The 12,667-nt window shown below is 73.4% G+C and carries 8 protein-coding genes; 5 read left to right on the forward strand and 3 right to left on the reverse strand.

What is annotated here, in order from left to right:
- The first annotated feature begins 12 nt into the window (after positions 1-12).
- From ACIRFL_RS25780 to ACIRFL_RS25790, 3 genes are all read left to right on the forward strand, one after another.
- A complete protein-coding gene (locus tag ACIRFL_RS25780) occupies positions 13-2,190 on the forward strand; it encodes a discoidin domain-containing protein (RefSeq protein WP_404032734.1) in 2,178 nt (725 codons plus the stop codon).
- Between the two features lie 264 nt (positions 2,191-2,454).
- The gene (locus ACIRFL_RS25785; protein WP_404032737.1) at positions 2,455-4,506 is read left to right on the forward strand and encodes a phosphocholine-specific phospholipase C; all 2,052 of its coding nucleotides are present in this window, start codon (positions 2,455-2,457) and stop codon (positions 4,504-4,506) included.
- A gap of 66 nt (positions 4,507-4,572) precedes the next feature.
- A complete protein-coding gene (locus ACIRFL_RS25790; protein ID WP_404032739.1) occupies positions 4,573-5,406 on the forward strand; it encodes a phospholipid scramblase-related protein in 834 nt (277 codons plus the stop codon).
- Here the strand turns inward: ACIRFL_RS25790 and ACIRFL_RS25795 are convergent.
- Both ACIRFL_RS25795 and ACIRFL_RS25800 read right to left on the reverse strand, forming a co-directional pair.
- Positions 5,389-6,363, reverse strand: a complete 975-nt coding sequence (locus tag ACIRFL_RS25795) for a hypothetical protein (RefSeq protein WP_404032742.1) — start codon at positions 6,361-6,363, stop codon at positions 5,389-5,391. The two genes, ACIRFL_RS25790 and ACIRFL_RS25795, sit on opposite strands and share 18 nt — an antisense overlap.
- Entirely contained in the window at positions 6,360-7,154 is a 795-nt protein-coding gene (locus ACIRFL_RS25800) for a phosphatase PAP2 family protein (RefSeq protein ID WP_404032744.1), read from the reverse strand. The genes ACIRFL_RS25795 and ACIRFL_RS25800 overlap by 4 nt, the downstream gene beginning before the upstream one ends.
- A 232-nt stretch (positions 7,155-7,386) precedes the next feature.
- On the opposite strand from ACIRFL_RS25800, the gene ACIRFL_RS25805 reads away from it, so the two are divergent.
- Positions 7,387-8,001 carry a TetR/AcrR family transcriptional regulator C-terminal ligand-binding domain-containing protein gene (locus ACIRFL_RS25805; RefSeq protein ID WP_404032746.1) on the forward strand — a complete coding sequence of 205 codons (615 nt, stop codon included), beginning with the start codon at positions 7,387-7,389 and terminating at the stop codon, positions 7,999-8,001.
- Between the two features lie 633 nt (positions 8,002-8,634).
- Here the strand turns inward: ACIRFL_RS25805 and ACIRFL_RS25810 are convergent.
- Positions 8,635-9,630 carry a DUF2510 domain-containing protein gene (locus ACIRFL_RS25810; protein WP_404032749.1) on the reverse strand — a complete coding sequence of 332 codons (996 nt, stop codon included), beginning with the start codon at positions 9,628-9,630 and terminating at the stop codon, positions 8,635-8,637.
- A gap of 251 nt (positions 9,631-9,881) precedes the next feature.
- On the opposite strand from ACIRFL_RS25810, the gene ACIRFL_RS25815 reads away from it, so the two are divergent.
- Positions 9,882-12,563 carry an ATP-binding protein gene (locus ACIRFL_RS25815; RefSeq protein WP_404032752.1) on the forward strand — a complete coding sequence of 894 codons (2,682 nt, stop codon included), beginning with the start codon at positions 9,882-9,884 and terminating at the stop codon, positions 12,561-12,563.
- Positions 12,564-12,667: the final 104 nt, after the last annotated feature.

Below are 12,667 nucleotides of genomic sequence, written 5' to 3' on the forward strand. Positions count from 1 at the left end.
AGGGATCAGCACATGTTCAGCAGCACCCGCAGAACTGTCAGGCGCATGCCGGCCATCGGCGCGGCCGTCGCCCTCGCGGCCGGCATGCTCGTCACCCTCGCGCCGTCCGCGCACGCGGCGGCCGGCGCCACCCTGCCGTTCACCTCGGTCGAGGCCGAGTCGGCCACCACCACCGGCACCCGGATCGGCCCCGACCACACCCAGGGCACGCTCGCCTCCGAGGCATCCGGCCGCCAGGCCGTGCGGCTCACCTCGGGCCAGCGCGTCGAGTTCACCGTGCCGCGCGCGGCCAACGCGATGAACCTCGCCTACAGCGTCCCGGACGGCCAGTCCGGCACCCTCGACGTGTACGTCAACGGGCAGAAGCTGGCGAAGACGCTCACGGTCACCGCCAAGTACTCCTACATCGACACCGGCTGGATCCCCGGCGCCAAGACCCACCACTTCTTCGACAACGCCCGGCTGCTGCTCGGCCAGAACGTGCAGGCGGGCGACAAGGTCGCCGTCCAGTCGACGGGCACCCAGGTCACCGTGGACGTCGCCGACTTCGAACAGGTGGCCGCCGCGGCCACCCAGCCCAACGGATCGGTCTCCGTCACCGCCAAGGGCGCCGACCCCAGCGGCAACGGCGACTCCACCCAGGCATTCCGGGACGCCATCGCCGCCGCGCAGGGCGGCGTGGTCTGGATCCCGCCGGGCGACTACCGGCTGACCTCCTCGCTCGGCGGCGTGCAGAACGTGACGCTGCAGGGCGCCGGCAGCTGGCACTCCGTCGTGCACACCTCCCGCTTCATCGACCAGTCCACCTCCTCGGGCAACGTCCACATCAAGGACTTCGCGGTCATCGGCGAGGTCACCGAACGCGTCGACTCCAACCCCGACAACTTCGTCAACGGGTCGCTGGGGCCGAACAGTTCGGTGTCCGGCATGTGGATCCAGCACGTCAAGGTCGGCCTCTGGCTGATGGGCAACAACGACAACCTGGTCGTCGAGGACAACCGCATCCTCGACACCACCGCCGACGGCCTCAACCTCAACGGCAACGCCAAGGGCGTCCGGGTCCGCAACAACTTCCTGCGCAACCAGGGCGACGACTCGCTCGCCATGTGGTCGCTGTACGCGCCGGACACCGACAGCAGCTTCGAGAACAACACCATCTCGCAGCCCAACCTCGCCAACGGCATCGCCGTCTACGGCGGCACGAACATCACCGTCAAGAACAACCTGATCTCCGACACCAACGCCCTCGGCAGCGGCATCGCGATCTCCAACCAGAAGTTCCTCGACCCCTTCTCCCCGCTGGCCGGCACCATCACCGTCGACGGCAACACCCTCGTGCGCACCGGCGCCATGAACCCGAACTGGAACCACCCGATGGGCGCGCTGCGCGTCGACTCCTACGACAGCGCCATCAACGCGACCGTCAACATCACCAACACCACCATCACCGACAGCCCTTACAGCGCCTTCGAGTTCGTCTCCGGCGGCGGTCAGGGCTACCCGGTCCGTGGCGTCACCGTGGACGGCGCGACGGTGCGCAACACCGGTACCGTCGTCGTCCAGGCCGAGGCACAGGGCGCCGCCACCTTCCGCAACGTCACCGCAACCGCGGTCGGCGCCGCCGGCCTCTACAACTGCCCCTACCCGACGGGCTCCGGCTCCTTCACCCTGACCGACGGCGGCGGCAACTCCGGCTGGAACAGCACCTGGTCGGACTGCTCCAGCTGGCCCCAGCCGGGCCAGGGCAACCCCGACCCCGACCCGGCCCGCAACCTGGCCAAGGGCCGCCCCGCCACCGCCACCGGCTCCGTGGACGTCTACACACCCGGCAAGGCGGTCGACGGCGACGCGAACAGTTACTGGGAGTCCACCAACAACGCCTTCCCGCAGTCCCTGACGGTCGACCTCGGGTCCGCGCAGGCGGTACGCCGCCTGGTGCTGAAGCTGCCGCCGTCCACGGCCTGGGGCGCACGCACCCAGACCATCGCCGTGCTCGGCAGCACCGACGGCCAGAACTACGCCACGGTGGCCGGCGCCCAGGGCTACCGCTTCGACCCGGCCACCGGCAACACGGCCACCGTCGCCCTGCCGAGCGGCACCAGCCTGCGCCACCTGCGGCTGACGGTCAGCGCCAACACCGGCTGGCCGGCGGGCCAGTTCAGCGAGGTGGAGGCCTACCTGACCCCCTGACCCGCACCGCCCCGCGGCCCGCGCCCCCCGACACCGGGGCGCGGGCCGCGGCGTGAAGAGAGTGCACGGGCCGCGCCCGCCGCCGCGCCGCCCTGCCCGCGCCGTTCCGTGTCTGACCCGTCGGGTGCCGCTGCCTGTACCACCGACCTTCACATCGACGCCATCACACCCTTCCCTGACGTTCGCTGCTCTTGGAACACTCGCACCGCGCACCTTCCGTCACACCCCTGACGTCCCGTACGCCAGAGATGAGAGGCCCCTCGCATGCCCGAAGTCAACCGGCGCAGATTCCTCCAACTCGCGGGCGCCACCTCGGCCTTCACCGCCCTGTCCGGCAGCATCGAGCGGGCCGCCGCGCTGCCCGCGAACCACCGCACCGGCTCGGTCGAGGACGTGGAGCACATCGTCGTCCTCATGCAGGAGAACCGCTCCTTCGACCACTACTTCGGCTCGCTCAGCGGCGTCCGCGGCTTCGGCGACCCGCGCCCGGTGGCGCGGCCCGACGGCAGGCCCGTCTGGTACCAGTCGGACGGCGGGAAGGACCTGCTGCCCTTCCGCCCCGAAGCCGACGACCTGGGGCTCGCCTTCATCCAGGACCTGCCGCACGGCTGGAACGACACCCAGGCCGCCTTCGCCCAGGGCAGGTACGACCGGTGGGTGCCGGCCAAGGGCGCCACGACCATGGCGTACCTGACCCGGCAGGACATCCCCTTCCACTACGCGCTCGCGGACGCGTTCACCATCTGCGACGCCTACCACTGCTCGTTCATCGGCTCCACCGACCCGAACCGCTACTACCTGTGGACGGGCCACACGGGCAACGACGGCCGCGGCGGCGGCCCGGTCCTCGGCAACGACGAGGCGGGCTACTCCTGGACGACGTACCCCGAGCGCCTGGAGCGGGCCGGGATCTCCTGGAAGACCTACCAGGACGTCGGCGACGGCCTCGACGCGAAGGGCGGCTGGGGCTGGATACAGGATGCCTACCGCGGCAACTACGGCGACAACTCGCTGCTGTACTTCAAGCAGTACCAGAACGCCGAGCCCGGCGACCCGCTGTACGACAAGGCGCGCACCGGCACCGACGCCCGCAAGGGCGAGGGCTTCTTCGACCGGCTGCGGGCGGACGTGGCGTCCGGCAGCCTGCCGCAGATCTCCTGGATCGTCGCCCCCGAGGCGTTCACCGAGCACCCCAACTGGCCCGCGAACTACGGCGCCTGGTACATCGCCCAGGTCCTCGACGCGCTCACCTCGAACCCCGAGGTGTGGTCGAAGACGGCCCTGTTCCTCACCTACGACGAGAACGACGGCTTCTTCGACCACCTGGTCCCGCCGTTCCCGCCGGCCTCCGCCGCACAGGGCAAGTCGACCGTCGAGGCGGGCCTCGACCTGTTCAAGGGCGACGGCGGCCATGTCGCGGGACCCTACGGGCTGGGCCAGCGGGTGCCGATGCTGGTCGTCTCCCCGTGGAGCAGGGGCGGCTTCGTCTGCTCCGAGACGTTCGACCACACCTCGGTCATCCGGTTCATGGAGCGCCGCTTCGGCGTGCACGAGCCGAACATCTCGCCCTGGCGGCGCACGGTCTGCGGCGACCTGACCGCCGCCTTCGACTTCTCCCGCAGGGACACCCGGCCCCTCGCCCTGCCCGCCACCGACGGCTATCTGCCGCCCGACCGCGACCGGCACCCCGACTACGTGCCCACCCCGCCCGCCGACCCGGCGCTGCCCCGGCAGGAGCGCGGCCTGCGACCCACCCGCCCGCTCGGCTACGCCCCCGTGGTGGACGGCGCGGCCGATCCGGCGGCCGGGACGTTCACGCTTCGCTTCGCCTCCGGCGCGCGGTCCGGCGCCGCCTTCCTCGTCACCTCCGGCAACCGCACCGACGGCCCCTGGACCTACACCACAAAGGCGGGCACGTCCGTCGCCGACACCTGGAACTCGGCGTACTCGAAGGGCTCGTACGACCTGACCGTGCACGGCCCGAACGGCTTCCTGCGCGTGTTCAAGGGCCCCGGCAGGAGCGCGGGGCCCGAGGTCACCGTGCGGCCCCTGGGCGACGACGTGCAGCTCACCTTCACCAACAAGGGCTCCGGCACGGTGCGGCTGAGGGTCGCCGACGGGTACGGCGGCAAACCGTGGACGGTGACGGTGCGGGCCGGGGCCACCGTCCGGCGCACCGTGGACCTCTCGGCGAGCCGGCGCTGGTACGACCTGACCGTGACGTCCGAGACCGACCCGGGCTTCCTGCGCGGGTTCGCCGGACACGTCGAGAACGGACGCCCCGGGGTCAGCGATCCGGCGATCGCCGCGCAGTGACGCCCCGATGACAACCGGGGCGGACGGACCGGACGGGTACCGGCCGGATCGGGGTAGTGTGCCCCGGTGACCACGCAATCGAACACACCCGCGGGCTGGTACCCCGATCCGCACGGAGCGCCCCAGACGCTCCGTTACTGGGACGGCGCGCAGTGGACCGAACACACCCATGCGGACCAGGGGGGCGCCCAGCAGGCGGCCGCCCCGCAGTCCTCGGTGCCGCAGCAGCCCGCCGCCGACGCGCGCGTCCAGCGGCAGGTGCAGCAGCAGGCCGGGGTCGCGGGCGGCGCGGCCGGCGGCGGGACGCTGTTCACCGAGCCGGTGCTGGTCGTGAACCAGAAGGCCAAGCTGATCGAGCTGACCAACGAGTACAAGGTCATGGACCAGCAGGGCCGCGACCTCGGCGCCGTGGTCGAGGTCGGGCAGAGCGCCCTGAAGAAGGTGCTGCGCTTCGTCTCCAGCCTCGACCAGTTCATGACGCACCGGCTGGAGATCCGTGACCCCTACGGGCAGCCCCAGCTGGTGCTCACCCGGCCCGCGAAGGTCTTCAAGTCCCGGGTGGTCGTGACCCGCCCGGACGGCTCGCCGGTCGGTGAGATCGTCCAGCAGAACATGATCGGGAAGATCAACTTCGCGATGAACGCGGACGGCCGGCAGGTCGGCGCCATCAGGGCGGAGAACTGGCGGGCGTGGAACTTCGCCATCGTCGACCACGCGGACAACGAGGTGGCCCGGATCACCAAGACCTGGGAAGGGCTCGCCAAGACGATGTTCACGACCGCGGACAACTACGTCCTGCAGATCCACTACCAGCTCCCCGAACCCCTGCTGAGCCTCGTGGTGGCCACGGCCCTGACCGTCGACACCGCACTCAAGCAGGACTCACGGGGCCTCGGCTGACCCTCCCGACAGCGCGGTGAGGGGGCCGGGATCCGGGCGAGGGGGTGTGCGGGGCGGTTCGGCCGGGCCGGTCCGCGGCTCCAGAGCCAGCACCGCGGTCACCGGGTGCGCCGTCGCACGGTCGGCGACGGGCCGCGGCACCCGGGTCAGCACCACCACCCCCCAGGACGCCACCGCCGCCCCGGCCAGCGCCAGCAGCACACCGCCGACGCCGCCCCTGAGGCCCTGCCCGAGCAGGGCGAGGCCGATCACCGCGGCGGCCAGCGGATTGGCCAGCGTCACCACGGCGAGCGGCGCGCCCAGGCCGTCCCGGTAGGCGCTCTGCGAGAGCAGCAGCCCGCCGGTGGCGAACCCGGCGACGAGCAGCGCGACCACGATCACCGCCAGGCTCAGCACCGGCCCCGTGCGGTCCGTCGCCGCCACGGTCACCGTCTGGGTGAGCGCCGAGGCCACGCCCGAGGCGACGCCCGAGGCCGTCGCGTGCCGCAGGCCCGGCCGGGTACCGGGCCGGGCCAGCACGCCGACCAGGGCGGCCGTCGAACCGGCCACCGCCAGCGCCTCGGTCAGGGACAGCACCCGGTGCGGCGCCGGTCCGGACGCCGTGACCAGCAGCGCCGCGAGTCCGAGCAGCGTCAGGGCGGTGCCCCGCCACTCGGCGGCGCCGACCCGCCGTCCCGCCAGCCGGGCCCCCATCGGCACCGCGGCCACCAGAGTGAGCGCGCCGAGCGGCTGTACGACGGTCAGCGGACCGTACTTGAGGGCCGCCACGTGCAGCACCGCGGCGCCCCCGTTCAGCCCGACCGACGTCCACCACGCACCGGTGCCCAGCAGCCGCAGCAGGCCGATACCGGAGCTGCGGGCGGCCAGCCGCTCCTGCGCGACCGCGGCGGCCGCGTACGCGACGGCGGAGACCACGGAGAGGGCGACGGCGACCAGGGCTGAGCTCGTCGGGCTCATCGGTCCGCTCCCACCAGGACCCGCTCCTTCGGCAGGGACCGCCGGGTGCCGCGGCCCGCCGTCGCGGTGCCGCGGCGCGGGCGATGGATCGCGGCGAGGGCGAGGCCGAGCAGGGCCGCGGCGACGATCGCGTCCAGCCAGTAGTGGTTCGCCGTCGCGACGATCACGAGGAGGGTGATCAGCGGGTGCAGCAGCCACAGCCAGCGCCAGTGCGAGCGGGTCGCCGCGGTCAGCCCGATCGCCACCATCAGGGCCCAGCCGAAGTGCAGCGACGGCATCGCCGCGAACTGGTTGGACAGGTGGTCGCTCGACGGCGGACCGTACACCGAGGGTCCGTAGACGCGGGCGGTGTCCACCAGACCGGTGGCGGCCAGCATGCGCGGCGGGGCGAGCGGGAACGTGAAGGGCAGCACCAGGGCGGCGGTGGTGACCGCGGCGAGCACCCGGCGGGCCCAGAGGTAGTGCGCCGGGCGCCGCAGGTACAGCCAGACCAGGAAGGCCAGCGTGGCCGGGAAGTGGACCGTCGCGTAGTAGGTGTTCGCCAGGTGGACGAGCGGGCCGCCGTGCAGCAGTGCGGACTGCACGGAGCCCTCGCCGGGGAGGTGCAGTGTCCGTTCCAGGTCCCAGACGCGGTGGGCGTTGTGGAAGGCCTCGCCGGTGTGGCCCGTGGCCAGTTGCCGGCCGAACTTGTAGACGAGGAAGAGCCCCGCGACGAGCAGGAACTCACGGACGAGCGGGGGCCGGGCTATGGAGTCCGGCTCCGCTTCTGCAGGCTCGGTTCGGGCATTCATCCCCCGGCCCTTTCGCTGACGGTCGTGCGTGTGGTGGTGCGCAGCCCCGGACCCCCGGCCAGGACTCATCGATACGCATCGATACGTATGCGTACCGAAACGACAGTGTACCGATACGCTCCTGTACCGGTACACTGGCGTATCGATTGATGTGCGACACACTGGGAACGGATGGTGGACCCGCCCTTCGAGCGCAGCCCCGGGGCGGGCCGAGCAGTGAGGAGACCAGCGCATGACGTCGCAGGCCGCGGACGGACCGGAGACGGTCGCCGCCTCGCGCCGCTCCAAGATCACGCCCGAGCGTGAGCGGGAGTTCTTCGACGCCGTGCTCGAACAGATCCGCGAATGCGGCTACGACTCCGTCACCATGGAGGGCGTCGCCGCCAGCACGCGGTGCAGCAAGTCCACGCTCTACCGGCAGTGGAAGACGAAACCCCGGTTCGTGGCGGCCGCGCTGCGCGCGAACAGCCGGGTGCGGTTCGGCGGCATCGACACCGGGTCGCTCGCGGACGACCTGCGCGAGGCCGCGCACGCCGCGGGCGACTGGTCCGGCAAGGACACCCGGCTGCTCCAGTCGCTCGGCCATGCGATCACGGCCGACCACGAACTGAAGGGCGTGCTGCGGGAGGCACTGGTCGACCCCGAGATCGCCGCGCTCCAGGAGATGCTGCGGCGCGGGGTCGAACGCGGCGAGGTGCGCGCGGACAACCCCGCGCTGGAGTACGTGCCCGCCATGATGTTCGGAGTGCTGCGCATCCGGCCCGTGCTGACCGGCCAGTACGCCGACTCCGCCTATCTCGTCGGGTTCGTGGAGGCGGCCGTGCTGCCCGCGCTGGGCCTGACCTGAGACTCAGGCCACCGTCCACGGGATGACGGGACGGAGGCCTGTGCGCGCCGCACCGTGGGGACGGGGGCGGCGCACCCCGGCCGGGTGGGGTTCCCCTTGAGCGGAGGGACACCCCACCCGGCCGACCGCTTCCCCGGACCACCCCTCGCCCGAGAGCACCGGCGAAGCACCCCACCCGCCCGCTCCACGAACAAGCCCCCACCGGCCGGCCCCATGCGGCGGGCCGCAGGGAGGCTGCGTCGCGCGCGGGCGAAGGGCCGGAGCTTGGCCATCTCACGCCGGCGACGATCCGAGACGGCCGTCCGGCGTGCGCGCCGGCCGTCTCCATGCGGCGGGCCGCACGGGAGGGTGCGTTCCGTGCGGGTGGCTCCCGGTCGGCCGTCTCACGCCGGCGAGGATCCGAGACGGCCGTCCGGCGTGAGCGACGGCCGTCTCCACGCGGCGGGCCGCACGGGAGGGTGCGTTCCGTGCGGGTGGCTCCCGGTCGGCCGTCTCACGCCGGCGAGGATCCGAGACGGCCGTCCGGTGTGAGCGACGGCCCCACGACGGCCGCCTCCATGCGGCGGGCCGCACCGGAGGGTGCGGCGCGCGCGGCCGACCGCACCGGTCGGCTCTTCCGCGTGGGCGGGGTTGTCAGACGTTCTGGCCGTTGCCGCCGCCCGACGAGACCTTGATGCCCTTGGTGATGTCGTCGATCACCGATGTGCCCTCACCGGCGTCCACGCCGAAGCGGACCACCACCATCTGCCGGGCGTTGGCGGGGGAGGGGAACGCCAGCGACTCGACGTAGCCGTCGCTGCCCTTGCTCGTGACCGCCTTCCAGCGCACCATGTAGCCCTTCTGCCCGGCCACGGTGACCGCCTTGGCGGCCAGCACCTCGTGCGAGGTGATGCTGCCGTAGGTCTTGCCGCCGTACGACTCCTCCGCGTTGGCCGCGATGTCCGCCTTGGCGACCTCCTCGGCCGTGCTCCCGTCGGTGCCGAGCACCAGCGCGGGCGCCGAGTAGGCACCGCCGTCGGTGCACGTCTTGGAGGTGTCGCCCGGGCACTTGTAGGAGTGGCCGGACGTCACCTGCGCGCCCGCGTTGAACACCTGCCCGGTCCAGCCGTCCGGCACCGGCAGGCTGATGCCGTTGACCGGGTCCGACACCGTGCCACCGCCCTCGACCTTCGGCGCCTCGGACTCCCCGGGCGCCGGCGAGCCGCCACCGGATTCGCCCGAGCCGCCGGATCCGCCTCCCGGACCACCGCCCGAGCCGCCGCCCGGCCCGCCGAACGGCCCGCCGTTCTGCCCCTCGGTACCGCCCGGCACCCGCTGGGAACCGGCCCTGTCGCCACCGGAGCCGCCGTCGGACAGCGCGTACACGCCGATCCCGATGCCCGCGAGCACCGCCGCCGCCACGCCGACCGCGATCCCGGTGCGCAGCCCCCGCCGCGGGCCGGCCGGCGGCTGCGCGGGATAGGGCGGGTAGAGCCCGGCCGGCTGCGTCGGGGGACCCCAGGCGGCGGCCGGCCCGGCGGGGCGGGTCTGGTCCGTCCATGCCTTGCCGTCCCACCAGCGTTCGGTGGGCGGACCGTCATTCGTCTGCCCGGGGTCGGGGTACCACCCGGGAGGAGTCACCTGCGTCATGGCCCCACCGTATGAGGCGTCGGTGAAAGCCGGATGAGAGGACCCCCGACCACCGCCACCGGCCTGCCGCCCCGGCCCGGTCGACCCTCCGTTCGCTCGACACCGGCCCGCCGGGACCGGGGCACCTCGCCCGGGTCGGCAAGCGGTTCACCCCTCATGACAGGAGCTGCCCGGACGCTCCTCCGCGCGACCCGCCGGACGGCTACGCTCGGGATCCGTACGTCGTTCGGGCGACTTGGGGAGGTAACGGGATGACGCAGGTACGGCCCCGCGCGGCCGGCTCCGCCTCCCTGTGGGAGCGCGACGCGGAGATCGCCGCCGTCACGCGGGCGCTCGACGTCCTGTGCGCCGACCGGTCGTCCGCGGGAAGCCTGCTGGTGTTCCAGGGCGAGGCGGGACTCGGCAAGACCGCGCTCCTCGCGGAGAGCAGGCGCATCGCCGAGCGCCGCGGCTGCACGGTGTGGTCAGCCCGCGGCAGCGAGACGCTGCGGTCCGTCCCGTTCAACGTGGTACGCCAACTGCTCCAGCCCGCCCTGGTGTCGCTGCGACCCGAGGAGGCGCGCGACCACCTCGGCGACTCGTACGACATCGCGGGCCCCGCCCTCGGCATCGCGGACCCCGTTGCGGGGCAGCCCGACCCGCGGGACGTGTGCGACGGACTCGTCGCCGCCGTCGGCCGGCTGGCCGAACGGGAGCGGCCGCTGGTGCTGCTCATCGACGACGCCCACTGGGCCGACCAGGAGACCCTGTGCTGGCTGGCCGCCTTCGCGCAGCGCCTGTACGAGCTGCCCGTGCTGGTCGTGGTCGCCCGCAGACCCGGCGAGGTGAGCGGCGAGAGCGCCCGGCACCTCGAAACCGTGGCCGCCGTCGCGGCCGGCCCCGTCGCCCGCCTCAGCGCCCTCACCCCGGACGCCACTGCAGGACTGACCCGCGCCACCCTCGGCCCGCACGCCGACGCCGCGTTCTGCCGCGAGGTCTGGGCGGTCACCGGCGGCAACCCGTACGAGACGGTCGAACTCCTCGCCAAGGTCCAGGACAGCGAACTCGAACCGGTCGAGGCCCGGGCCGGCGACCTGCGCCCGCTCAACCGCTCCGCCCGCGGCGGCGAACTCGTCGCCCGGCTCGAGGGCCTCGGCATGGACGCCACCCGGTTCGCCTGGGCCGCCGCCGTCCTCGGCACCGGCATCACCGTGGACCAGGTCGCCCGACTGGCCACCATGAACGTCGAGGCGGCGCAGCGCTGCGCCGACCTGCTGTGCACCGCCCGCATCCTCGCCCGGCCCGACCCGGCGGACGCCCGCCCGGACCAGGGCGACCTGGAGTTCGTCCACCCGCTGATCGCCTCCGCGGTCTACCACTCCATCCCCGAGGCGCTGTGCACCGCCATGCACGGCATCGCCGCCCAGGTCGTCACCGACTCGGGGCGCGGTGCCGCAGCGGCCTCCCGGCACCTCCTGCGGGTGCACCCGGACGACGACGAGGAACTGGTCGAGCAGTTGCGCGAGGCCGCCCGGGAACACCTCGCCGTCGGCGCGCCCGACGCGGCCCGGCGCTGTCTGGAGCGCGCCCTGCTGGAGCCGCCGCTGCCCGAGGTGCACGCCCACGTGCTCCTCGAACTGGGCTGCGCCACCCTGCTGACGGCGCCCGCCACCACCGTCGACCACCTGCGCAGCGCCCTGGCCATGCCCGGCCTCGACGGTGCCACCCGCGTCGACGCCGTCGTCCGGCTCTCCCAGGCGCTCCTGCACAACGACCAGGTGGAGGACGCCGTACGCACCGTCGAGGCCGAGGCGGCGCGCCACGCACCGGGTCCCGCCCGGCTGCGGCTGCAGGCCGTGCGCTTCATGGGGGAGGTCATCCACGGCGAGGCCGCGGCGCCCGGCCGCTCCCAGCGGCTCGCCGACCTGGCCCGGACCTGCACCGGCCGCGACAACTCCGAACGGGCCCTGCTGATCCTGCGTGGATTCGACGCGATGACGCACGGTGAGAGCGCCGAGGAGGTCGTCGAGTGGTGCGACCGCGCCCTGGTCGACGGCCGTCCGGCGCCGGGCCTCGGCTGGACCGACACCGAGTGGGGCATCGAACTGCTGATGATGCTGGGCGGCTCGTACGCCTACGCCGACCGGCTCGACCGTGCCGAGAGCCTGTTCGCCGAGGCGCTGCGCGCCTATACGACCGCGCGCTGGAGCGGCGGCCACCTCGCCCTGGCGAACGCGTCCCTCGGGCTCGCCCTGCGCAGGCAGGGCCGGCTGAAGGAAGCGGAGGCCGTCCTGCGCGATGCGCTGGAACTGGCCGAGGGGGTCGGCCGCCGGCTGCACCTGCACTGGTCGGCCAGCTGCGGACTCGTCGACACGCTGCTGGCCCGCGGCCGGGTCGAGGAGGCATGGACGGTCGCCGAGCAGTACGACTTCGCGCCGCCCCATCCGTCGACCATCGTGCTGCCCGACACCCGCTGTGTGCGCGGCCGGCTGCTGCTCGCCGTCGGCCGCACCGAGGAGGGCATCAACGAGCTGGAGGCCGCCGAGAAGGCCGCCGCGGCCCGCGGGGGCCACAACCCGGTGCTCGCGCCCTGGGCCGTCGACCTGGCCAGGGCGCTCGCCGCGACGGACCCGGCGCGGGCCGCCCGACTGGCCACCGACGCCCGCCGGCAGGCCGAACGGTTCGGCACCGACACGGCGATCGGCGAGGCCCTGCGCTGTGCGGCGGCCCTGGAGACCGGGCAGCGCGCGGTGCGGCTCGCCGCCCAGGCCGTGGCGTATCTGGAGACCTCGCCCTGTCGGTACGAGCACGCGGCGGCCCGCATCGAGTACGGCATCGCGGCGCGGTCGTCCGCCGAACTCGACCGGGGCCTGTCGCTTGCGCGGTCCTGCGGAGCGGACGGACTGGTGAGGCGGGCGGAGCAGGCGCAAAGCGCTCCGCTGGGGGCGCCGTGATGTGTCGCCGTTTGCCTGCGGCACCGTTTGCCTGCGGCGCCGTTTGCCTGCGGCACCGTCGTGACTGGTTGCGCTGGTGCTGCGCTGGGAGTGCTGTGATGTGT

This window comes from Streptomyces sp. NPDC102462 (genome assembly GCF_044765425.1).
Classification (GTDB): domain Bacteria; phylum Actinomycetota; class Actinomycetes; order Streptomycetales; family Streptomycetaceae; genus Streptomyces.

Excerpts from the sequence above, each read along its gene's own strand:
- ACIRFL_RS25805 (WP_404032746.1), top strand. The coding sequence starts at position 7,387 with ATGACGTCGCAGGCCGCGGACGGACCGGAGACGGTCGCCGCCTCGCGC.
- ACIRFL_RS25780 (WP_404032734.1), top strand. The coding sequence starts at position 13 with ATGTTCAGCAGCACCCGCAGAACTGTCAGGCGCATGCCGGCCATCGGC.
- ACIRFL_RS25785 (WP_404032737.1), top strand. The coding sequence starts at position 2,455 with ATGCCCGAAGTCAACCGGCGCAGATTCCTCCAACTCGCGGGCGCCACC.
- ACIRFL_RS25795 (WP_404032742.1), bottom strand. The coding sequence starts at position 6,363 with ATGAGCCCGACGAGCTCAGCCCTGGTCGCCGTCGCCCTCTCCGTGGTC.
- ACIRFL_RS25815 (WP_404032752.1), top strand. The coding sequence starts at position 9,882 with ATGACGCAGGTACGGCCCCGCGCGGCCGGCTCCGCCTCCCTGTGGGAG.
- ACIRFL_RS25800 (WP_404032744.1), bottom strand. The coding sequence starts at position 7,154 with ATGAATGCCCGAACCGAGCCTGCAGAAGCGGAGCCGGACTCCATAGCC.
- ACIRFL_RS25810 (WP_404032749.1), bottom strand. The coding sequence starts at position 9,630 with ATGACGCAGGTGACTCCTCCCGGGTGGTACCCCGACCCCGGGCAGACG.